We start from the raw sequence: 22,552 nt of genomic DNA on the forward strand, positions 1-22,552 counted from the left end.
CCCAGCCTATGCCGGAACCGCCCATGGCCCGTTGCGGGCGCATCGCGTACCCCCGGCGGAGACGCCGCACGCACGTATCGGCCGCGCGCAACGCGTCGGTTAGAGTTCCACCACCGGCATGCTCCGTCGGCGCGAGGAGGAAAGCCCGTGCACCTGACAGTGGACCTGACGTTCCCCGCGAACATCGACGACGTCTCCGCGATGCTCGCCGACGAGTCGTTCGTGCGATGGCGCGCCCAGCGTTCCACCGGGTCCGTGAACGGCGCGGTCGAGCAGGCCGACGTCACCGGCAGCGCTGCGACCGGCTTCACCGTGGTGGTCCGGCGCACCCTCCCGACCGACATCATCCCCGTGCAGGCGCGCCCGTTCGTCGGCGCACACCTCGAGATCCGCCAGGCCGAGGCCTGGGAGGCGGCGGCCGAGGGCCGGCGCACCGGAACGGTGGCCGTCGAGATCATGGGAGCACCGGTGCGCGTCACCGCCACGGCCGCGATGACCGCTCTGCCCGACGGCGGGACGCGGCTCACCTATGCGGGTGACGTGCGAGCGACCGTGCCGTTGTTCGGCGCGGTGATCGAGGAGGCGGCGGTCGGCGCGGTACGCACGACCCTGGAGACCGAGGCGGAGGCAGGCCGGGACTGGCTCGCGGGCAAGCGCACGGGTACGGCCTGAGCCGGCCCGCTCCGGACGTTCCCTCGGGGCGCCCGCTGTCGGCCGCGTCGAGCACCGCTGCCGGACCACCCCCTGACGAAACCCTTCCCCGGACCTGGCGGAACCTCGTCATTTCGGACATAGTTTCCCAATTGCAACCTGCGGTTCGTTCAGCCTCAGCCCGTTTTGCCTGGCGAGTGCTAGAACCTGAGCGAACATTCGTGTCGGATGTGGGCAACTTTGTGCTCTGATATCGCTTTCAGCCCCGACACACGCGCCCCGATCACGAGGAGTCCCAGTGCCCAGCAAACACGGACCGGTCCGAAGCCGGACCGTCGCCCCCCGACGCGCGGCCCTTGCCGCGCTGACGGTCGCCGTCCTGCCACTCACCGCCTGCGGCTCGCTCCTGGGGCAGAGCCCGGCGGGCGCAGAGGACGACGACGCGCCGATCACGCTCACCGTGTCGACGTTCAACGACTTCGGGTACACCGACGAGCTGCTCGCGGCGTACACGAAGGAGCACCCGAACGTCACGGTGGAGCACATCGTGGCGCCGACCTCGGACGAGGCTCGTCTGCAGATGCTCAAGGCGTTCACCACGGGTGACGGCGCCGAGCTCGCGGACGTCGTGGCGGCAGAGGTCGACTGGATGCCGGAGCTGATGCAGCACTCCGAGCTGTTCGAGGACCTGACGGACCCGGAGGTCACCAAGCGCTGGGTGGACTGGAAGGTGGCGCAGGCCACCACGCCCGACGGCACGCTCCTCGGCTACGGCACCGACATCGGCCCCGAGGCCATCTGCTACCGCGCCGACCTGTTCGAGGCCGCCGGCCTGCCGACCGAGCGCGGGGAGGTCGCGAAGCTGCTCGGCGGCAAGGACGCCACCTGGGAGCGCTACTTCGAGGTGGGTCGCCTGTTCGCCGAGCAGTCCGACGTCGCGTGGTTCGACGGCGCCACCGGCACGTTCCAGGGCATGATCAACCAGCTGCCTGCCGCGTTCGAGGACCCGGCGACACAGAAGCCGACCGACCTCTCGACCAACAACGAGGTCCGCTCGGTCTACAACGAGATCACCGCGGCGATCGGCGACGAGCTCTCGGCCGGCCTCGTGCAGTGGACCCCCGAGTGGGTCGCCGGATTCCAGGAGAACAAGTTCGCGACGATGCTCTGCCCAGGCTGGATGATGGGCCCGATCGAGTCCTACTCCGAGGGCGTGCAGGGCTGGGACGTCGCCAACGTCTTCCCCGGTGGCGGCGGCAACTGGGGCGGCTCGTTCCTGGCGGTCCCGTCAGCGGGCGCCTACACCGAGGAGGCGAAGGACCTCGCCGCGTGGCTCACCGCCCCCGAGCAGCAGACGCAGGCCTTCACCGAGGCGGGTGCGTTCCCGTCGCAGCTCAAGGCGCAGGACTCCGAGGCCGTCCAGGGCTACACCAACCCGTTCTTCAACAACGCCCCGGTGGGCAAGATCTTCACCGACCGGTCGCAGTCCATCGACGGCGCGCCGTACAAGGGCCCGTACTACTTCGCCATCCGCGACGAGGTGAACAACGCCCTCACCGCGGTCGACACCGGCAGCAGCGGCCCGGAGATCGCCTGGAACCAGGCTGTGCAGACCGTTGGGGACTTCCGGGTGAAGGAATGAGAGACGCGGTCTTCGCCCAGGCCTCCCCTTGACACGGGACAGTGGCTGACGCAACGATCAGTGTCCGTGGAAGCGCTACCACACTGTAGTGATGGGAGCGCTTCCAGCGCAGGTACGCCGACGTGCTCGCACGTCGGGCGACCACCACAGCTTGACCGCATGCCCCAGACCGCACGACAAGGGAGTCCCCAGTGCTGAGCAGTACCCGACCCACGCGGCGCACCGCCGCCCGCACCCTCCAGGCGACCGCCGGCGCCGCCGCCGTCGCTCTCGCCCTGACCGCCTGCGGTGCCGCAGAAGGATCCGAAGGCGAAGCCGAAGAGGACGGCCCGATCACGCTGAAGGTCGCGACGTTCAACGACTTCGGTTACACGGAGGAGATGCTCGCCGAGTACACGGAGGAGCACCCGAACGTCACCGTCGAGCACATCACGGCCGCCACGACCGACGATGCCCGCAGCAACATGACGACCAAGCTCGCCGCGGGTGGCGAGGGCCTGGCCGACATCGAGGCCATCGAGGTCGACTGGCTGCCTGAGCTCATGCAGTACCCCGACCTGTTCACCGACCTGGCCGACCCCGCGCTCGACGGTCGCTGGGTGGACTGGAAGGTCCAGCAGGCCACGACGCCCGAGGGCAAGGTCATCGGCTACGGCACCGACATCGGCCCCGAGGCCATCTGCTACCGCTCCGACCTGTTCGAGGAGGCCGGCCTGCCGACCGACCGCGAAGAGGTCGCCGAGCTCCTCGGTGGCGAGAGCGCCACGTGGGAGGACTACTTCGCCGCGGGCCGCGAGTTCGTGAAGGAGTCCGACGCAGCCTGGTACGACAGCGCCGCCGGCACCTTCCAGGGCATGGTCAACCAGCTGCCCGCCGCATTCGAGGACCCGGAGACGGGTGAGCCGAAGGTGCTCGGTGACAACACCGAGGTCAAGGGCATCTACGACGAGATCACCGCGTCCGTCGAGGACGACCTGTCCGCCGGCCTGGAGCAGTGGGGCGGAGACTGGGACGCTGGGTTCCAGAACGACGCCTTCGCGACGATGCTCTGCCCGGCCTGGATGACCGGCCCGATCGAGGAGCGCTCCGGTGGCATCGAGGGCTGGGACGTCGCTGACGTCTTCCCCGGTGGCGGTGGCAACTGGGGCGGTTCGTTCCTGACCGTCCCCGCCTCGGGCGAGAACGCCGAGGCTGCCAAGGAGCTCGCCGCGTGGCTGACCGACCCCGCGCAGCAGACCAAGGCGTTCGAGTCTGCGGGCACGTTCCCGTCGCAGCTCGAGGCGCAGGACTCCGAGGCCGTCCAGAGCTTCACCAACCCGTTCTTCAACGACGCACCGGTGGGCGAGATCTTCTCCACCCGCGCCCAGAACATCGACGGTGCCCCGTACAAGGGCGCCAACTACTTCGCCATCCGTGACGAGGTCACCAACGCGCTCAACCGCGTCGACATCTCGAAGTCGCAGGATGCCGAGAAGTCCTGGACCGAGGCCGTCGAGAAGGCCGCGGCCCTCGGCTGAGCCGGAGGCGCAGGCTCAGCCGAGACGAGCTGGGCCTGAGGCCGAAGCGGAGCCCAGGCTCAGCCGAGATGAGCTGAGCCTGGGCGACGGCTGACGTGATCCGGTGGTCGGGCTCGTCGGGACCCTGTCCCGACGAGCCCGACCACCGGATCATGCGTGAGCACCTCCGGGTGCGCCCGACAAGTGACCTGCACCGACGATGACGCGGCGGAAGATGAAATGGCTGTCCTGACACCTCAACGATCGGCACCGGGCTCCGGTGCGTCCCAGCGCGAGTCGCGCAGACTCGGCTTCTCCCAGCGGTTGGGCCGCTGGGACGTGAAGCTCTCCCCGTACCTGTACATCTCGCCGTTCTTCATCCTGTTCGCGGTGACCGGCCTGTTCCCCCTCGCCTACACCGCCTTCGTGTCGGTGCACGAGTGGAGCCTCCTCGGCGGGCAGGGCGAGTTCGTCGGCCTGCAGAACTTCGCGGACGTCCTGAACCACCCGACGTTCTGGAAGTCCCTGGTCAACACGCTGTCGATCTTCGTGTTCTCCTCGGTGCCGCAGGTGATGATCGCGATCACCATCGCCGCCCTGCTGGACCAGAACCTCCGCGCGGCGACCTTCTGGCGCATGGGCGTCCTGATCCCCTACGTCGTCGCGCCCGTGGCCGTGTCGATCATCTTCGGCCGCCTGTTCGCCGACCAGTACGGCCTCATCAACACCGCGCTCAATGCGATCGGGCTGGACTCGATCGCGTGGCACGGGGACCGGATCGCCAGCCACGTCGCCATCGCCACGATGGTCAACTACCGCTGGATGGGCTACAACGCCCTGATCTTCCTCGCCGCGATGCAGGCCGTGCCGCGCGACCTCTACGAGGCCGCCGTGATCGACGGCGCCGGACGCGTGCGCCAGTTCTTCGCCATCACCGTGCCGCAGATCCGCGCCACCATCATCTTCGTCGTCATCACCTCCACCATCGGCGGGCTCCAGATCTTCGACGAGGTGCGCCTGTTCGACCCGATCGGCCTCGGCGGACCGGACCGCAACTGGATGACCACCGTCGTGTTCCTCTACGACACCGCCTGGGGCAACCAGCACAGCCTCGGCAGGGCCTCCGCCGTCGCGTGGCTGCTGTTCCTCCTGATCGTCGTGATCGGCCTGGTGAACTTCATGGTCACCCAGCGGATCTCGTCGGCGGGTCCCGCCAAGAAACCCAGGCGCAAGAGCACCACCGTCACCAAGAGCAGGGGGAACGCATGAGCTCCGTCGCCGTCACCGCCCAGACCGCTGGCGCGGGTGCTGCCAAGGCGGCCGTCCGCCGTCGGGCACGGAGGTCCTACGGGGCAGGCACCCGCCGCGCCGGCTGGATCGTCTACGCGCTGCTCGGGATCACGCTCCTGATCTCGGTCTTCCCGCTGTACTTCACGCTGCTGCTCGGTTCGTCCGACCCCGTGTCGATCTCGCAGAACGCAGTGCCGCAGTGGCTGCCGGACCTGTCGCTGTTCAACCAGTTCCGCACGGTCATCGAGGCCACCCAGATCAACTTCTGGCTCGCGCTGGTCAACTCGCTGATCATCGCGATCGTCGTCTCGGTGTCGGTCGTGCTGTTCTCCACCCTGGCCGGGTACTCGTTCGCGAAGCTGCGCTTCCGCGGCCGCGGTCCCCTGCTCGTGTTCGTCATCGCGACCATGGCCGTGCCCACCCAGCTCGGCGTCATCCCGCTGTACATCCTCATGTCCGACCTCGGCTGGATCGGCAAGCTCGAGGCCGTCATCGTGCCGTCCCTCGTCGCCGCCTTCGGTGTGTTCTGGATGACGCAGTACCTCGCCGAGGCGCTGCCGTACGAGCTGATCGAGGCCGCCCGCGTGGACGGTGCGTCGATGATCCGCACGTTCTGGTCCATCGCTCTGCCCGCAGCGCGCCCGGCGGCGGCGATGCTCGGCCTGTTCACGTTCGTCCAGCAGTGGACCAACTACTTCTGGCCGTCGATCGTGCTCAACTCAGAGAATCCGACGCTGCCACTCGTCGTAAAGTCGTTGCAGTCGAACTACTTCGTGGACTACTCGTTGGTCATGGGCGGTGTGTTCCTCGTGACGCTCCCGCTCCTGGTGATCTTCGCCTTCGTCGGCAAGCAGCTCGTCGCAGGCATCATGCAGGGAGCTGTCAAGGGATGACTCAGGAGATGACGTTGAACGTCAAGACCACAGGGACGCTGCGGGTGCCGGCGCCCGGCATCGCCCTGCCGTACACACCGACCGCGCCGAGGACGGCGCCGACGTCGAACACGGCCGGCGCCGTCCCGTTCCCCGACGGCTTCCTCTGGGGCGCGGCCACCGCCGCCTACCAGGTCGAGGGCGCCGCCCACGAGGACGGCCGCGAGGACTCCGTCTGGGACGTTTTCGCCAAGGTCCCGGGCGCCGTGCTCAACCAGGACGACGGCGAGGTCGCCTGCGACCAGTACCACCGCTACCCGGCCGACGTCGCGCTCATGAAGGACCTCGGCATCAAGGCCTACCGGTTCTCGACGTCGTGGGCCCGCGTGGTCCCCGGCGGCCGCGAGGTCAACCCGGCGGGTCTCGCGTACTACGACCGGCTCGTGGACGAGCTGCTGGGCGCCGGCATCCTGCCCTGGCTCACGCTCTACCACTGGGACCTCCCGCAGGCGATCGAGGCCGAGTCGAACGGCTGGGTCAACCGCGACACCGCCTACCGGTTCCGCGACTACGCCGTGACCATGCACGAGGCCATCGGTGACCGCGTCGACGTCTGGACCACGCTCAACGAGCCGTGGTGCGCCGCGTTCCTCGGCTACACGGGCGGCCAGCACGCACCGGGTCGGCAGTCCCGCGAGGACGGCCTCGCGGCGGCGCACCACCTGTCGCTCGGCCACGGCCTCGCGGTGCAGGCGCTGCGTGAGCGGGCGCCCGAGGCGAATCTCGGCATCACCCTCAACTTCGAGGTCGAGGACCCGCTGAACCCGGACGACCCCGCCGACGTCGACGCCGCGCGCCGGCTCGACGGCGGGTTCACGCGGATCTTCGCCGACCCGATCCTGCGCGGCGCCTACCCGGAGGACGTGCTGGAGGACGTGCGCGAGTACGGCCTCGAGCGGCACATCCAGGAGGGCGACCTCGAGATCATCTCGACGCCCATCGACTCGCTCGGCGTGAACTACTACCACGGCAACGCCGTCTCGGCGAAGCCCGCCGAGCGGCCCCTGGAGGGCGGCGCCCCGGTGACCCGCCCGTCGTCGTCCCCGTTCCCCGGTGGTGACGGCGCGTACACGCACCCGCGTGGCCTGCCCGTCACCGACCAGAACTGGGAGGTCCAGCCCGAGGGCCTGACCCGGCTCCTCCTGCGGCTCCAGCAGGACTACACGGGACCGCGCGGCATCGCGCTGTACGTGACGGAGAACGGCAGCGCCTACGACGACGTCGCAGGGCCCGACGGGTTCGTCGACGACCAGGAGCGCCTCGCGTTCATCGACGTGCACCTGCGCGCCATCAAGGACGCCATCGACGAGGGCGCCGACGTGCGCGGCTACTTCGGCTGGTCGCTGCTCGACAACTACGAGTGGGCGTGGGGCTACGGCAAGCGCTTCGGGCTCGTGCGCGTCGACTACGAGACGCAGGAGCGCACGGTGAAGGCGTCCGGCCGCTGGTACGGTCAGGTCGCGCGGGCCAACGCCGTTCCGGAGCGATCGGCGACGCCCTTGCCGCACGGACGCGACGACAACGGCGGAGACAAGGCGGTTTCCAAGGCGTGACGACCTCAGGCCCACCTACCCTGGACGACGTGGCGCAGGCCGCCGGGGTCTCCCGGTCGACCGCGTCGCGCGCCATCAACGGTGGCCTGCGAGTCTCGCCCGAGGCGCAGGCGGCGGTGGACGACGCCGTCGCCCGCCTCGGGTACGCACCGAACCGCGCCGCCAGGTCCCTCGTGACCCGGCGGACCGACTCGATCGCCCTCGTGGTGCCGGAGCCGGACCAGCGCATCCTCACCGACCCGTTCCTCAGCGGCACCCTCGCGGGGGTGAGCGAAGGGCTGGCCGGGACGGACCTGCAGCTCGTGCTGCTGCTCGCCCGGCCGGGCGAGCAGCGCGGGCGGGTGGGCCGCTACCTGCGCAGCGGTCACGTGGACGGCGTCATCGTGGCGTCGCACCACCAGGGCGACCAGCTCGAGACGGAGCTCGGCCCCACCATGCTGCCCGCCGTCTTCGTGGGGCGTCTCTTCGAGCCCGACCCACAGTTCTCCCGCGGCCTGCGCTACGTGGACGTCGACAACGTCACGGGCGGGCGCATCGCGACCCAGCGGATGATCGACCGTGGGCGACGGCGCATCGGCACCATCACCGGGCCGCTCGACATGCCGGCGGGGGTGGACCGCATGATCGGGTGGCGGGACGCCCTCCGCGACGCCGGCCTGCCCGACGACGCGATCGTCGAGGGCGACTTCACGTCTGCGGGGGCCGTCGTCGCAGCCGGCCGGCTGCTGGACCAGCACCTGGACCTTGACGGCATCTTCGCCGCGTCCGACCTGATGGCGGAGGCCACGCTGCGCGTGCTCGCCGACCGCGGCCGGTCGGTGCCGGGCGACGTCTCCGTGGTCGGGTTCGACGACCTCGGCATCGCCGAGACGACCTCCCCGCGCCTCACCACGGTCCACAACCCGGTGGTGCAGATGGTCGGCGCCGCGACGAGCATGCTGGTCGACCTGGTCGCGGGGCGGCCGGTCCGCGACGAGCGCCGCATCTTCGCCCCCCGCCTCATAGAGGGCGACTCGGCCTGACGACGCTGCGGGTCGGCTGATCGAGCCGCCCCTGCCGGCAGGGCCTGTCGAGACCCTGCGGAACGCCTACGAATGCGGGGTGTGTTGCTCTGCGTAGACATTGCCTACGCAGAGCAACACACCCCGCATTCAGGCAGTAACCCCGAGCCGTTCGGCGGTCCGTTATGCGGTGCGGAGGTGGCCGTAGCGGTGCATCGTGCGGCTGACCGCCTGCTCCCTCAGCATCGTCAGCAGCTCGCGACGGCCGCTCGCCAGGACCGGGGCGTCCAGCACGGTGGCCGACCCGAGACGACTGGCCGCGGCGTCGCGCAGGCCGGGGGCCTCGCCCACCACGCGGATCCGGCCGGTCACCCTGCCGTCGGCGACGGCCTCTGCGAACGCCTCGTCAGTCATCTCCCGCTGCCCGACGACGGTCGCGGGCACGTCCGCGCGGGCCGCTGCGGCGAGCACGCGCTGCACCTCGACGTCCGGCGCGTCAGAGCCGACCCGCACCGTGATGCCGGGGACCGGCCGGTAGCGGAAGACGTTCGTCTCGACACCGAGCGCCGACGGGTCGTGCTCAGGCGCGAACTCGGTGACCCAGGCCCGGTCGTCGTCGGCCCGGGCCCAGGCGAGCCAGCCGGCCGGGTCCGCCGTGCGCGACGGCACGTCGGGCGCGTCCTCCCACCGCCCGAGCTGCGCGATGTAGTTGGGGCCGCCGGCCTTGGCGCCAGGGCCCACCGACGAGGCCTTCCAGCCGCCGAACGACTGGCGCTGCACGATCGCGCCGGTGATGTGCCGGTTCACGTACGCGTTGCCGACCTCGACCCGGTCGAGCCAGCGGTCCACCTCGACGTCGTCGAGGGAGTGGATCCCGCCCGTGAGGCCGAACGACACGGCGTTCTGCAGCGCGAGCGCCTCGTCCAGGTCGCGAGCGGTCATGATGCCGAGCACCGGGCCGAAGCACTCGGTCAGGTGGAAGAACGAGCCGGGGCGGACACCGTCGCGCACCCCGGGAGTCCAGAGGCGGCCGCGGCCGAGGCCGGCGTCGCGCGCGACCGAGTCCAGCCGGCGCGGCCGCACGAGCCAGGTCTCGCCGGGCTCCAGCGTGGTCAGGGCGCGCAGCAGCTTGCCCTGTGCCGGCTCGGTGAGCGGTCCCATCACGGTCGCCAGGTCCGTCGCGGGCCCGACGGCGAGCGACGCGACGGCGTCGGTCAGCTGCCGCCGGAACCGCTCGCCGGTCGCGGTGCGGGGGTCGCCGACGGAGCCGACGAGGATCACGAGCGAGGCAGCGGAGCACTTCTGTCCCGCGTGCCCGAAGGCGGAGCGCACGACGTCCGCGACGGCCAGGTCGAGATCTGCCGACGGGGTGACGATCAGCGCGTTCTTGCCCGACGTCTCGGCGAGCACCGGCAGCTCAGGGCGCCAGGAGGCGAACATCTCCGCTGTCTCGATGGCCCCGGTCAGGATCACCCGTGACACGCCGTCGTGCGTCACGAGCCGACGGCCGAGGTCGCCGTCGGGCACCCGGACGAACTGCGCGACGTCGCGGGCGAGCGCCGAGTCGAGCCCGATCTCCTGGGCGACCTCGTCGAGCGCGGCGTGCACGGCCTCGACGGCGATCTCCAGGCAGCGCGGCGTGGGCGGCGCGGGCTTGGCGATCACCGCGGTCCCGGCCGCGAGGCCCGCGAGCACCCCGCCGATCGGGATCGCGACGGGGAAGTTCCACGGCGGCGTGACGAGGGTGACGCCGTCGGGCGTGAAGCGCGCTCCGGGCCAGGCCTCGGACGTCGGGTCGAGGGCCTCTGCCGCCTGGGCGTAGTAGGCGGCGAAGTCCACCGCCTCGCTGACCTCCGGGTCCGCCTCCGCGACCGTCTTGCCTGCCTCGTGCACCATCGCGGCGACGAGGTCGGTGCGCGCGGCCTCGAGGTGCTTGGCCGCCGCACGGAGCACGCGGCCCCGGTCCGGCGCGGAGACCTTGGACCACGCCGCGGCGGCGCGGCGGGCGAGCGCCACGACCTCGTCCACCTGGGCGGACGTCGCCAGCGGCTCCGCGATCGCAGGAACGTACCCGGAGCGCAGGCCGGTGACGTCCTGCGCCCACGTGCGGTGCGCTTCGACCGACGGGTCGGTGTCGACGGCGTTGTGGAACGGGCCCGTCAGCGGCTGCGGTGCGGGGCGCGGACGACGGCGCGGGGTGACGTCGGCGGGCGAGTAGTGCACGCCAAGGGCGACCGATGCGCGGAACGCGGCCTCCTGCCGGTCCATCGGTGGTTCGGAGCTGGTCGAGGCGGGAGCGAACGCCGCGTGCAGGAAGTTCTGCTCCGTCGCGTTCTCCTCCAGGCGCCGCACCAGGTAGGAGATCGCGACGTCGAAGTCCTCGTCGCGCACCACGGGGGTGTACAGCACCACCCGGCCCTGGTCCTTGGCTACCTCGTCGCGGACCGCAGCGGCCTCCGTCGGCGCCATGCCCTGCAGCATCTCGACGTCGAGCGCCTCGGAGACGCCGCGCGCACGGCCGAGCAGGATCGCGAGCGCGACGTGGAACAGGTTGTGCGACGCCGCCCCGATGCGGACGGCCTGCGCCCGCTCGGGGCGCAGCGCGTGGTCGAGCATGCGGACGTAGTTGGCGTCGACGTCGGCCTTGGTCGGGTAGGGCGCCTGGGCCCAGTCGTGCAGGGTGGCCTCGACGTGCTCCATCGCGAGGTTCGCGCCCTTGACGATGCGGACCTTGATGCGCGCACCGCCGTCGGCGACGCGCTGGGTGGCGAACTCGGTGAGGCCGTCCAGGGCACCGAGACCGTCCGGCAGGTAGGCCTGCAGCACGATGCCTGCCTCCAGGTCGCGGAACTCGTCGCGCCCGAGGATCGCGGTGAACACCGCCGTCGTCAGGGCGAGGTCGCGGTACTCCTCCATGTCGAGGTTGAGGAAGACCCCGTGGTCGCGGGCAGCGCGGTACAGCGGCAGCAGCTGCTCGACGACGCGGTCACGGGAACCCTCGAGGTCCCACGTGACCAGCTGTGCGGCGACGCTGGAGACCTTGACCGACACGTAGTCGACGTCGGGCCGCTCCACGAGCGCGACGGTGCGGGCCAGCCGGGCCGCCGCCTCCTCCTCGCCGAGGACGGCCTCGCCGAGCAGGTTCACGTTGAGGATGTAGCCCTCGGCGCGGGTGCGGGCGAGATGCGCCGTGAGCCCGGCGCCTGCATCGGCGACGAGATGCCCGACGAGCTGGCGAAGGCGCATGCGGGCGGCGGGGACCACGATGCCGGGAAACACCGGGGCGGCCAGGGCGCCGGCCCGGAACAGGGCACGGTCGGTCGGGCTGAGGAACGTGGCGCTGCCCGCCTGCTTGCCCAGCCGGGCGAGGGCCTTCGCGGCGACCTGGGTGTCCTGCGGGCGGGCGACGTCGTCGACGAACCCGACGGCGAGCTCCAGGCCGGCCGGGTCGGAGACGAGCGCGCCGAGCGCAGCGGACGCGCGGGCGACGGCCTTGTCGGTCCTGGTCCTGCCTACGGCCGCGCCGCTGCCGGTGGGGGTGTCGCCGGCGGCTGCGCCGGTGGCGGTGCCGATCCACGTCCTGGCGAGGGCTACGGCGTCCTCGACCAGCGTGTCGGCGGCGGGCTTCGCGGACGGCTCGGTCGGAGCCGACGGCGTGGCGCTGTCCGGTGCGCCTGCGCCCCCGGTCGGGACTGCGGCGGAAGCGGCGCTCGCGCGCCGAGCAGAGGTCTTCATCCTCCCAGGGTGCACCCGGAGCCGGTCGGATGTATTGGCGGGATCACTCGCTATCCGCACCGGTTTTCGCCAAGAGGGCGGCCGCGCCGTCGCTACCTGCCGCGTAGCATCAGATCGCGATGAGCAACCCGTCGAACGGCGCCGCTCGGCCTGAGACGAAGGCCCTGCTGGCCGCACTGAATCCCGCCATGGTCTCCCTCATGGACGAGCTGTCCGGCGTCATGTTCTGCGCCAAGGACGCCGACGGACGGTACGTGCTGGTCAACCAGGTCTTCGTGGGGCGCACGCGAGAACGGTCGCGGCGCGACGTGATCGGCAAGCGCGCCGCCGACCTGTTCGTCCCCGAGCTCGCCGAGCGTTACGAGAGCCAGGACATCCGGGTCCGCACCACTGACAAGCCGTTGCGGGGCGAGCTCGAGCTGATCCGGCACGTCGGCGGAGCACCCGGCTGGTTCCTCACCTCCAAGCTGCCTCTGCACGACGAGTCCGGCGCCTACGTCGGCCTGGTGTCCGTGTCGCAGGACCTCCGTTCCGGCGACGCCGACGACGCGACGATCCAGGCCATGGCCCGGTTGCGCGGCGACATCGAGGACCTGCTGGAACGTGGCGAGGTGCCGTCCGTTGCCGACCTCGCCGTCCTCGCCGGCTGCAGCCCGGCGTCCCTCGACCGCCGGGTCCGCCGGGTCTTCGGGCTCTCGCCGCGCCAGCTCGTGCTGCGGCTGCGGGTCGACCGGGCCGCGCACCTGCTGACCTCCAGCACGGTGCCGCTGGCGCAGGTCGCTGCGGCCGCTGGGTTCTACGACCAGCCGTCGTTCTCCCGGACCTTCGCCCGGCTGACCGGCGAGACGCCGTCGTCGTTCCGCACCCGCTCGCGGCGCGCCTGAGCCGAAGGTGCACGCAGGGTGCGGGCCGAGGAACGAGGCACGCGCCCGGAGCGGAACCGCAGGCTCAGGCGCCAAGGACAGAGCCTGAGCCGAAGGTGCAGCGCAGGGCGCTCGGAAGCTCGTGAAGCGCTGATTTTTCCCGTGACACGGCAACCACAGGAAAATCACCGGACAGTCCCTTCGCCGTCGCGCACCATGGCCAGTCGAAGCGATACGGTTGTGTCGAGGCGCAAACCCCGCGCCGCGACACCCGCGTCCCGCCTGGCGGCGGTCGGCGCCGTTCTCCCCGGAGGACCCACGTGACGACGACAACGACGTCCACACCCGCATCACCACCCAGCTTCGCACCCGCTGGATCTCCCACTGAGGGTTCCGCCCTCGCGACCGCGCACGCGCAGCTCGCCACAGCGGCGGAGATCCTCGGCTACGACGAGGGCCTGCATCGCATGCTCGCGACACCGCGCCGTGAGATCCACGTCGCCGTGCCGCTCCGCCGCGACTCGGGCGAGACCGTGCTCTTCCACGGTTTCCGGGTGCAGCACAACGTCAGCCTCGGCCCCGGCAAGGGAGGCCTGCGCTACCACCCCTCGGTCGACGTCGACGAGGTACGGGCGCTGGCCATGTGGATGACCTGGAAGTGTGCGGTGGTCAACCTGCCGTACGGCGGCGCCAAGGGCGGCGTCGCGATCGACCCCCGCGGCTACTCCCAGAGCGAGCTGGAGCGGGTCACCCGGCGGTACACGTCGGAGATCATGCCGATGATCGGCCCGGACACCGACATCATGGCCCCGGACATGGGCACCGACGCCCAGACCATGGCCTGGGTCATGGACACCTACTCGGTCAACCGCGGGTACACCATCCCAGCGGTCGTGACCGGCAAGCCCCTCGCGGTGGGCGGCTCGTTGGGTCGCGGGACCGCGACGTCGGCGGGCATCGTGCACGTCACGTCCGCCGCGCTCGCCGAGGCGGGTATCGGCCTGAGCGACGTGTCCGTCGCCATCCAGGGCTTCGGCAAGGTGGGTTCGCACGCGGCGGCGATCTTCGCCGCACGCGGTTCCCGCGTCGTCGCCGTGAGTGACCAGTACGGCGGCATCCGGGCCGACGGCGGTCTCGACGTGCCCCGGCTCATGGAGCACGTACAGCGCACCGGCTCGGTGGTGGACTTCCCCGACGCCGACCGGGTCTCGAACACCGACCTGCTCGCGCTCGACGTCGATGTGCTCGTCCCTGCCGCGATCGAGGGCGTGCTCGACGAGACCACCGCAGGCAGCGTCAAGGCCCGATGGGTGGTCGAAGGCGCCAACGGCCCCACGACCGCGGCGGGCGACGCCCTGCTCGCGAAGAACTCCGTTACGGTGGTCCCGGACGTCCTGGCGAACGCCGGCGGCGTGGTCGTCTCCTACTTCGAGTGGGTCCAGGCGAACCAGACGTACTGGTGGACCGAGGCCGAGATCGCCGACAAGCTGGAGCACCGCATGACCACCGCGTACGCGGAGGTCTCGGCCCTGGCACAGCGCGAGGGCCTGTCCCTGCGGGACGCCGCCCTGGTGATCGGGGTCAAGCGGGTCGCGGAGGCGCACCAGATCCGGGGCCTGTACCCCTGATCTGTCGTGTCGGACGCGCAGGCCACCCTGGTGCCCTGCGCGTCCGTCGGACCGATCTCGCACCGGGCCTCCTCTGCCGCCGGGCGAATGGCCTCCCCGGCGGTGGCTCGCCTACGCTCAGGCCGTGGACCAACTTGTGGCACGGCTTCGCTCTGCCGGCTGTGTCTTCGCCGAGGACGAGGCACGGATCCTGACCGAGGCCGCCGACGGTGACGCCGCGCGGCTCGAACGGCTCGTCTCCGCACGGGTCGACGGGCTGCCGCTGGAGCACCTGGTCGGCTGGGCCGAGCTCGACGGCCGGCGCTGGCTCGTCGCGCCGAGGGTGTTCGTCCCGCGCCAACGGTCCGAGCTGCTGGTCCGGGAGGCGGCGGAGCGCGCGGCCGGTGACGGGACCGCGGCAGGCACCATCCTGCTGGTCGACCTGTGCTGCGGCTGCGGCGCGCTCGGCGGGGCGGTCGCGTCCCGTCTCCTCGCGACGGGACGCGACGTCGAGATCCACGCCGCCGATGTCGACCCCGTGGCTGTGACCTGCGCCCACGACAACCTCAAGACACTGGCCGACGACGCTGCCGCGCCCCAGGCCGGCGCGCTCACGGCGCACACCTACGCGGGCGACCTCGCCGACCCCCTCCCGGCCGAGGTGTGGGGCCGCGTCGACGTCCTGGTCGCGAACGCACCGTACGTGCCGACCGACGCGATCAGCCTGATGCCGCCCGAGGCCCGGGAGCACGAGCCGCATGCGGCACTCGACGGCGGCGACGACGGGCTGGCGATCCTGCGGCGCGTGATCGACCTGGCCCCGAAACTTCTGCGCCCGGGCGGACACCTGCTCGTCGAGACGGGCGACGGTCAGGTGAGCGCCGCCGTCGGGCACATGACGGCCGCCGGGCTGAGGGCGACCGTCCTGTCCGACGACGAGCTGGGCGCCACGGCCCTGGCCGCCACCCTGCCGGAGTAGCCGCGCGGCAGGATGGGGCGGACGACCGGTCGCGGGGGGACTGTACGAATGCGGGGTGTGTTGCTCTGCGTGGACAATGTCTACGCAGAGCAACACACCCCGCATTCGTGGTCTCCTCCCGAGCCCGACACGCCGTGGCCGACACGCGCTCGCGGAGCCCGAGCGCCGAATCAGCCGGATCAGCTCAGAGGCTGGCGGGACGCCCACGCCTCCAGGGTCGTGCGGGGGCCCGTGAAGAACGGGATCTCCTCGCGCACGTGGCGGCGCGCCTCGGTCGCCCGCAGGTCGCGCATCAGGTCGACGATGCGGTGCAGCTCGTCGGCCTCGAACGCGAGGATCCACTCGTAGTCACCGAGCGCGAACGCGGAGACGGTGTTGGCCCGCACGTCCTTGTAGCCGGCGGCCGCCATGCCGTGGTCCCGCAGCAGGGTGCGGCGCTCGTCCTCGGGCAGCAGGTACCAGTCGTAGGACCGCACGAACGGGTAGACGCAGATGTAGTCGCGCGGCGCCTCGCCCGCGAGGAACGCCGGGACGTGCCCGCGGTTGAACTCGGCGGGCCGGTGCAGCGCGGCGACCGACCACACCGGCTCGAGGGAACGGCCCAGCTCGGACGCGCGCAGCGCCTGGTAGGCACCCTGCACCGCCTCGATCGACGGCCCGTGGGTCCAGAGCATGAGGTCGGCGTCGGACCGCAGGCCGCCCACGTCGTACCAGCCGCGGGTCACGAGGTCCCCCGTGGTAGCTGCCGGGTCGGCGCCACCGCCGATCGCGGCCTCCGCGTCGGCCACGACGGCCTTGCGCTCGGCCTCGTCCGCCGGGAGCGTCTCCGTCACGGAGAAGACCGAGAACATCGTGTACCTGATGCCCTCGTTGATCGCGGCGGAATCGATCTCGGCGCCGGTGTCTCCGTGGACGTGTATCTCGTTCATGTGGTGCCTCTCGATCGTGGCCCTCCCACAGGCCTCAGGAGTACAGGTCGGTGCTGCACAGCGCCGGGACGCCGGTCGGTTCGCCGTCGCGCCGCAGGCAGCAACCAGGTGCGCAGACGGAGCGGAGCGCCGGCAGCGAGCCTACGGTCGCCTCGGTGACGTCGTCGCCGCGGGCAAGCGCTGCGCGCTCCAGCACCAGGTCCACCAGACCGCTGACGAAGGGCTCACGGGTGCCGACGGTGCCGGCTCGTACCGCGACCAGGCCGAGGTCGTTCGCCGTGGCCAGCGCCTCCGTGTCCAGGTCGTAGGCCACCTCCATGTGGTCGGAGACGAACCCGATCGGGGAGAGGACCACGTTGCGCAGACCGTCGGCGGCAAGGGCCTCCAGGTGGTCGTTGACGTCCGGCTCGAGCCACGGCTGGCTCGGCGGACCGGAGCGCGAGCAGTACGCGAGGTCCCACGGCACGTCGTGACCGAGCCGCTCGGCGACCTGTGCGGCGACGACGCCCGCGAGGTCCAGGTGCTGCTCGGAGTAGGTGGCGTGCGAGATCCGCGACGCCGCCTCCATGGTGTCCGGGATCGAGTGCGTCACGAACACGAGCTTCGCGTCGGCGCCCGAGCCGCCCTTCGCCTCGAGGTCCGCGTAGGCCTCCGCGACGGCGTCGACGTTGGCCTGCACGAAGCCGGGGTGGTTGAAGTACGCGCGGATCTTGTCGAACTGGACGCCGGTGGACCCGTCGGTGCCGAGCTGTCCGCGCTTGTCCAGCGTCACCGCGAGGTCCTCGCGGTACTGGCGACAGCCCGAGTAGGACGCGTAGGCGCTCGTCACGAGCGCGACGGCGCGCTTGGCCCCGAGCTGCTCCAGCTCGTCGACCGCGTCGTTGGTGTACGGCGCCCAGTTGCGGTTGCCCCACACGACGGGCAGGTCGAGTCCCCGGGCGGCGAGCTCGGCCTCGAGCGCCGCCTTCAGCGCGAGGTTCTGCTCGTTGATCGGGCTCTTGCCACCGAACCCGTAGTAGTGCTCGCCCACCTCTTCGAGCCGCTCGTCCGGGATGCCCTTGCCTGCGGTGACATTGCGCAGGAACGGCACCACGTCCTCCGGTTCGTTCGGGCCACCGAAGGAGTAGAGCAGCAAGGCGTCGTACGGTGCGGCGTCCTGCGCCGCAGGCTGGGGGAGGTTCGCGGGCATGCGCCCATCTTTCCACCGTCCGGAGCGCCGGTCCGCCCGGAGAGGGGCGAACGGGACGTGACATCGATGCGACGACCTGTCAGAACGCAGCTACGGCAGCAGCACCGATCACCCGGGTGTCCGCTACTCCTGACAGCCGGGGTTCAGGACACCCTCCCGCGCGCGTGCACATTGCCCCGGTCGAGCCGTTCTCGCAGGCCAGGGAGCACGTCGACCAGGTCGTCGGGTGCCGGGCTGCGCGTCACCAACGACAGCCGGACCCTGGACCGGACCGGCGCCGGCTCGATCCGGTCACCGGGGGCCGCGTACCAGTGCGCCACCAGGTCGGGCACGACGACGGCGCAGCGCCGCTCCCGCGCGGTCCGCACGGCCGACTCCGCCGTGGCCGCCTGCCGGGCGTGCGCACCGAGATCGGTCAGCCGGCGCAGCAGGACGTCCCTGGACAGGTCGAGCGCGCAGCAGACCACCGTCTGCCCCGCGTACGGCCGGCGCCCCTGCCCACGCCCCGGTGCCCCGTCGGGCAGGAGCATCACCAGATCGTGCTGCCCGACCTCCGTGACCACCAGCCCTCTGGCGATCGGGACCTGCTTCGCGATGGTCACGAACGCCGCGTCGAGCGTTCCCCGCTCTACCCACTCCAGCAGTCGCGGGCCGTGCTCCACCTCGGGCTGGACGACCACGTCGTCGAGGAGCACGTCCAGCACCGCGAACAGCGTGCCCGCGAGGCTCGGGATGGTGCCGACCGACACCGTGCGCGACTGCGCCGCCACGAGCGTGCGCTCCACCATCGCACCCAGGTGATCGAGCACGTGCGTGGCCTGGTCGCAGAACGCCCGCCCGGCCGCGGTGGGCCGTGCGCCGGTGGTGTCCCGGTCGAACAGGACGGTGCCCACGCGCCGCTCCAGCGCGGCCAGCCGCTGGCTCGCCGACGGCTGGCTCACCAGCAGCTCGCGTGCGGCGGCGCCGAGCGAACCGTGCCGCGCGACGGCGTCGACCAGCCGGAGGTCCTCGACCGTGGGATATGAGGCCATAGCACCAGCCTATGTCGGCTCATGCGGGACGACCCTCTACCGGCCACCCAGCGGCCGCCGCAGGATGGCAGCGTGCGTCACCCACACCTCGTCACGCTGACCGCCACGACCTTCGTCACCTGGACCGGTCAGCGCATCACCGCCGTCGCGCTCCCGCTGGTCGCGCTAGACCAGACCGGCGATGCCTGGACCACCGGTCTCGTCGGCGGCTTCGCCGGCCTGCCGCTGCTCACCTCCGCGTGGTGGGGACGGCGCCTGCGGTCCCGGCTGACGTCGGGCCGTGCGCTGGCGGCGCTGCTCGCCGTGCAGGTGATCGGGCTGGCGCTGGTTCCGGTGGCGGTGGCGACCGTCGGCGTCGGCGCGACGGTCCTGTGCGCGGCGGGACTGGTCACGGGCGCGACGTCGGCCATGCTCGCGCCGGCACAGCGCGCCCTGACCGCGGACCTCGCCGAGCTGCCAGGAAACGGGCCCGACGTCGGCGCGCGAGCCCTCGCCTGGCAGGACCTCGCGCACCGGTCGTCCATGATCTTCGCGCCGCCGCTCGGGGCGTGGCTGCTGGTCGTGTGGGGAGCCGAGCCGCTGCTGTGGTGCGAGGCGGCGGCGGTGGCGCTGAGCGCGGTGGCGATGCTGACGGTCCCGGCGGCTTCGGCGACATCAGCAGCTTCGGCGACATCTGCGGCCGCGGAAGTGTCGGAAGCATCCGCGGCTTCGGCAGCTTCGGCCGTCGAGCCCGCACCGCCGGCCGAGCCGGCGCCGTCGATCCGCACCGTGCTGCGCAACCATCCCGAGCTGGCCGTGGGCATCGGGCTCGCCGGCATCGGTGGCATCACGTGGTTCGCGTTCACGCTCGGGCTCACCCTGCTCGGTGCCGAGCTCGACCGGCCCGGCGAGCTGGTCGCTGCGGGCCTGGCGGGCTACGGCGCCTCGACCGTCGGCGTGTCGTTCGTGGTGCCGCTCGTGGTGCACCGGCTGCCTCGCATCCCGGCGATCGTGGTGTCGTGGGTCATGCTCGGGGTCGCGTACCTCGCGCTGCCCCTGGCCGCGCCCAACCTGCTCGCCGTTGCGCTGGTGTCCGCGGTGGGCGGCATGACCATGCCGTTCGGGATCGCAGCGCTCAACGCACTCATCGTGGACCGGACCACGGGCGCCGAGCGCCGGACCGCGTTCACCGCGGAGACCGTGCTGCACAGCGGTGGGGCCTCCGCAGGGCTGCTCGTGGGCGGCGCGCTGATCGGCGCGTTCGGTGCGGGCCCGGTCCTGGTGGTCACCGGCCTGGTGCAGGTGATCGCGGCCGTCGCGGCGCTGCTGTGGCTGAGCCGCCCCTCCGTCGAGGTCGCGGGGCCAGCCGTCAGCGACGCCCCGCGCTGACCAGGCTCGTCACTGCCGCCGCCAGGTCGCGCAGGCGTGGCGCGGTGCGCGCGATCAGGTCGTCCAGCCCGACCGGGCCGGGAGCTATCGAGAACGCCGCGGCGATGCCCGCCGCGCGCGCCTGCGCCTCCGGGAGCAGCACCTGGCCGGCCACCACCACGACCGGCGGACGGGTGGGCGACGCCGCGGCGAGCTGCGCGACGCCGTCGGCCACCTTGCCGTTGACCGACTGGGAGTCGAAGGACCCCTCCCCCGTGATGACCAGGTCGGCACTCGCGAGCACGGCGGGCAGGCCTACCGCCTCGGCGACGAGCACGGCGCCAGGGGTGGTCTCGGCGCCGAGCACGGCGATCAGCCCTGCGGGGACGCCGCCGGCCGCGCCTGCTCCGGGCACCTCGGCGACCGCGGCGCCCGTCTCCCGCTCGAGCACCTCCGACCAGTGCCGCAGCGCGTCGTCGAGGAACTCCGCCGTGCCGTCGCGCGCACCCTTCTGCGGTCCGAACACGTGCGCCGCACCCTGCTCGCCCACGAGCGGGTTGGTGACGTCGACGGCGAGCCGCCAGCGCACCTCGCGAGCCCGTGGGTGCAGCCCGGACAGGTCGAGGGCCGCCACGGAGGCCAGCCCCTCGCCGCCGTCGGGCACCTGCCGGCCGGCCGCGTCGAGGAGGCGAGCGCCCAGCCCGGTCAGGATGCCGGAGCCACCGTCCGTGGACGCGGAGCCACCGAGACAGACCAGGATCTCTGCGACCCCTGCGTCGAGGGCGGCGCGTGCGACGTCGCCGGTGCCGCGCGTGCTCGCGTGCAAGGGCTGCAGCGGCGCGTCGGACACGCCTGGCAGGCCGCTGGCCTCGGCGAGCTCGACGACGGCGGTGCGCCCGTCGGGCGACACGGCCCACCGGGCCGACGCCGGCCGGCCGATCGCGTCCACCGTGTCGGTGACCAGCGCGGCGCCACCCCAGACGGCGAGCAGCGCATCGAGGGTGCCCTCGCCGCCGTCCGCCATGGGCAGTCGGGTCACGACGGCGTCCGGGGCGGCGTCCAGCACCCCGTCGGCGACGGCGGACGCGACCTCGGCAGCAGACAGGCTGCCCTTGAACGAGTCGGGACAGACAACGACGTGCAGCGGCTCCACGCGCTGATCGTAGGCGGTCGGAGGCGTCAGGCGGCCAGGATTTCGGCCACTGGAACGGCGTCCGCCCCGAACGCCTCCGCGACGGCGACGCTGGTGATGCGCCCGGCGTGCGTGCTCAGGCCGTGCGCGAGCGCCGCGTCGGCGCGCAGCGCATCCCGCCAGCCCCGCTCCGCGATCGCGGCGACGTACGGCAACGTCGCGGCGGTCAGCGCCCTCGTCGCGGTCACCGGCACGGCACCGGGCATGTTCGCCACGCAGTAGTAGTGGGTGTCGTGCACCGCGTAGGTCGCGTCGTCGTGCGTGGTGGGGTGCGAGTGCTCGAAGCAGCCGCCCTGGTCGATGGCGATGTCCACGAGCAGTGCGCCCGGCTTCATCGCCTTGACCATGGAGTCGGTGACGAGCTTGGGGGCTGCGGCGCCGGGGATCAGGACCGACCCGATGACCAGGTCGGCGGAGCCCACCTGGTCCGCCACCTCGTACGCCGTCGACGCGCGGGTGCTGACCGCGCCGCCGAACCGCACCTCGAGCTGACGCAGCCTGGGGATGGAGACGTCCAGGATGGTGACGTCGGCGCCCATGCCCAGCGCGTTGGCCGCCGCGTGCTCACCTGCCACGCCGCCGCCGATCACGACCACCTTGGCTTTCGGCGTGCCGGGCACCCCGCCCATCAGCACCCCGGCACCGCCCTGGGGCCGCATGAGGTGGTAGGCGCCGACCTGCGCGGACAGTCGCCCTGCGACCTCGCTCATGGGGCTGAGCAGCGGGAGGGAGCGGTCCGCGAGCTGGACCGTCTCGTACGCGATGGCGGTGGTGCCCGCCGCGAGCAGCGCCTCGGTGCACGGTGCCGACGCCGCGAGGTGGAGGTAGGTGAAGAGGGTCAGGTCAGGCCGCATCAGTGCGTACTCGGGCTCGATCGGCTCCTTGACCTTGATCAGCAGCTCGGCCGAGGCCCAGACCTCCTCTCCCGTGTCGGCGATGCGCGCACCGGCGAGGCGGTACGCGTCGTCGTCGAAGCCGGAACCCTGCCCGGCGCCGGTCTGCACCAGCACGACGTGGCCGCGACGGGCCAGCTCGTGGGCGCCGGCAGGCGTGAGCGCGACCCGGTTCTCGTTGTTCTTGATCTCCGCAGGTACGCCGACGTTCATAAGGTGACG

Annotated in this window: 17 protein-coding genes; 11 read left to right on the forward strand and 6 right to left on the reverse strand. The window is 71.9% G+C overall.

The features are described 5' to 3' along the window. The first annotated feature begins 147 nt into the window (after positions 1–147). The 7 genes from ACFS27_RS06935 to ACFS27_RS06965 all read left to right on the forward strand — a co-directional run bounded on the left by ACFS27_RS06935 (position 148) and on the right by ACFS27_RS06965 (position 8,586). Positions 148–672 (forward strand): DUF2505 domain-containing protein, encoded by a 525-nt coding sequence (locus ACFS27_RS06935; protein WP_377181311.1) that lies wholly within the window; start codon positions 148–150, stop codon positions 670–672. 277 nt (positions 673–949) lie between these two features. After that, positions 950–2,293 carry an ABC transporter substrate-binding protein gene (locus ACFS27_RS06940; protein WP_377181313.1) on the forward strand — a complete coding sequence of 448 codons (1,344 nt, stop codon included), beginning with the start codon at positions 950–952 and terminating at the stop codon, positions 2,291–2,293. Positions 2,294–2,484: 191 nt separating this feature from the next. Continuing rightward, positions 2,485–3,810, forward strand: a complete 1,326-nt coding sequence (locus ACFS27_RS06945) for an ABC transporter substrate-binding protein (RefSeq protein ID WP_377181315.1) — start codon at positions 2,485–2,487, stop codon at positions 3,808–3,810. 219 nt (positions 3,811–4,029) lie between these two features. Further along, positions 4,030–5,058, forward strand: a complete 1,029-nt coding sequence (locus tag ACFS27_RS06950; RefSeq protein ID WP_377181317.1) for a carbohydrate ABC transporter permease — start codon at positions 4,030–4,032, stop codon at positions 5,056–5,058. Further along, positions 5,055–5,972, forward strand: coding sequence for a carbohydrate ABC transporter permease (locus ACFS27_RS06955; RefSeq protein WP_377181319.1), 918 nt, complete (start codon positions 5,055–5,057; stop codon positions 5,970–5,972). Before ACFS27_RS06950 ends, ACFS27_RS06955 begins: the two co-directional genes overlap by 4 nt. Before the next feature lie 8 nt (positions 5,973–5,980). Then, positions 5,981–7,564, forward strand: a complete 1,584-nt coding sequence (locus ACFS27_RS06960; RefSeq protein WP_377181321.1) for a GH1 family beta-glucosidase — start codon at positions 5,981–5,983, stop codon at positions 7,562–7,564. A gap of 29 nt (positions 7,565–7,593) precedes the next feature. Continuing rightward, positions 7,594–8,586: a LacI family DNA-binding transcriptional regulator gene (locus ACFS27_RS06965; RefSeq protein ID WP_377181323.1), complete on the forward strand. Its 993-nt coding sequence runs from the start codon at positions 7,594–7,596 to the stop codon at positions 8,584–8,586. A gap of 162 nt (positions 8,587–8,748) precedes the next feature. On the opposite strand, the gene ACFS27_RS06970 is transcribed toward ACFS27_RS06965, so the two are convergent. Further along, positions 8,749–12,300, reverse strand: a complete 3,552-nt coding sequence (locus tag ACFS27_RS06970) for a bifunctional proline dehydrogenase/L-glutamate gamma-semialdehyde dehydrogenase (protein ID WP_377181325.1) — start codon at positions 12,298–12,300, stop codon at positions 8,749–8,751. Between the two features lie 119 nt (positions 12,301–12,419). Here ACFS27_RS06970 and ACFS27_RS06975 point away from each other — a divergent pair, with 119 nt between their 5' ends. The 3 genes from ACFS27_RS06975 to ACFS27_RS06985 all read left to right on the forward strand — a co-directional run bounded on the left by ACFS27_RS06975 (position 12,420) and on the right by ACFS27_RS06985 (position 15,749). Continuing rightward, positions 12,420–13,184 carry an AraC family transcriptional regulator gene (locus ACFS27_RS06975; protein WP_377181327.1) on the forward strand — a complete coding sequence of 255 codons (765 nt, stop codon included), beginning with the start codon at positions 12,420–12,422 and terminating at the stop codon, positions 13,182–13,184. A gap of 299 nt (positions 13,185–13,483) precedes the next feature. After that, positions 13,484–14,791 (forward strand): Glu/Leu/Phe/Val family dehydrogenase, encoded by a 1,308-nt coding sequence (locus ACFS27_RS06980; protein ID WP_377181329.1) that lies wholly within the window; start codon positions 13,484–13,486, stop codon positions 14,789–14,791. 124 nt (positions 14,792–14,915) lie between these two features. Then, positions 14,916–15,749 (forward strand): putative protein N(5)-glutamine methyltransferase, encoded by an 834-nt coding sequence (locus tag ACFS27_RS06985; protein ID WP_377181331.1) that lies wholly within the window; start codon positions 14,916–14,918, stop codon positions 15,747–15,749. Positions 15,750–15,928: 179 nt separating this feature from the next. Here ACFS27_RS06985 and hemQ read toward each other — a convergent pair whose 3' ends face one another. From hemQ to ACFS27_RS07000, 3 genes are all read right to left on the reverse strand, one after another. Beyond that, positions 15,929–16,678 (reverse strand): hydrogen peroxide-dependent heme synthase, encoded by a 750-nt coding sequence (gene hemQ / locus ACFS27_RS06990; RefSeq protein ID WP_377181333.1) that lies wholly within the window; start codon positions 16,676–16,678, stop codon positions 15,929–15,931. Positions 16,679–16,712: 34 nt separating this feature from the next. Further along, entirely contained in the window at positions 16,713–17,867 is a 1,155-nt protein-coding gene (locus ACFS27_RS06995) for a ferrochelatase (protein ID WP_377181335.1), read from the reverse strand. 143 nt (positions 17,868–18,010) lie between these two features. Beyond that, the gene (locus ACFS27_RS07000) at positions 18,011–18,898 is read right to left on the reverse strand and encodes a LysR family transcriptional regulator (protein WP_377181337.1); all 888 of its coding nucleotides are present in this window, start codon (positions 18,896–18,898) and stop codon (positions 18,011–18,013) included. 72 nt (positions 18,899–18,970) lie between these two features. Here ACFS27_RS07000 and ACFS27_RS07005 point away from each other — a divergent pair, with 72 nt between their 5' ends. Next, positions 18,971–20,266 carry an MFS transporter gene (locus ACFS27_RS07005; RefSeq protein WP_377181339.1) on the forward strand — a complete coding sequence of 432 codons (1,296 nt, stop codon included), beginning with the start codon at positions 18,971–18,973 and terminating at the stop codon, positions 20,264–20,266. Here the strand turns inward: ACFS27_RS07005 and ACFS27_RS07010 are convergent. Then, a complete protein-coding gene (locus ACFS27_RS07010; protein ID WP_377181341.1) occupies positions 20,247–21,398 on the reverse strand; it encodes a glycerate kinase in 1,152 nt (383 codons plus the stop codon). The two genes, ACFS27_RS07005 and ACFS27_RS07010, sit on opposite strands and share 20 nt — an antisense overlap. Before the next feature lie 26 nt (positions 21,399–21,424). Further along, complete coding sequence (gene ald, locus ACFS27_RS07015) at positions 21,425–22,543, reverse strand: alanine dehydrogenase (RefSeq protein WP_377181343.1); 1,119 nt, start codon at positions 22,541–22,543, stop codon at positions 21,425–21,427. Positions 22,544–22,552 lie beyond the last annotated feature (9 nt).

Source organism: Promicromonospora vindobonensis (assembly GCF_042685865.1).
Lineage (GTDB): Bacteria > Actinomycetota > Actinomycetes > Actinomycetales > Cellulomonadaceae > Promicromonospora > Promicromonospora vindobonensis.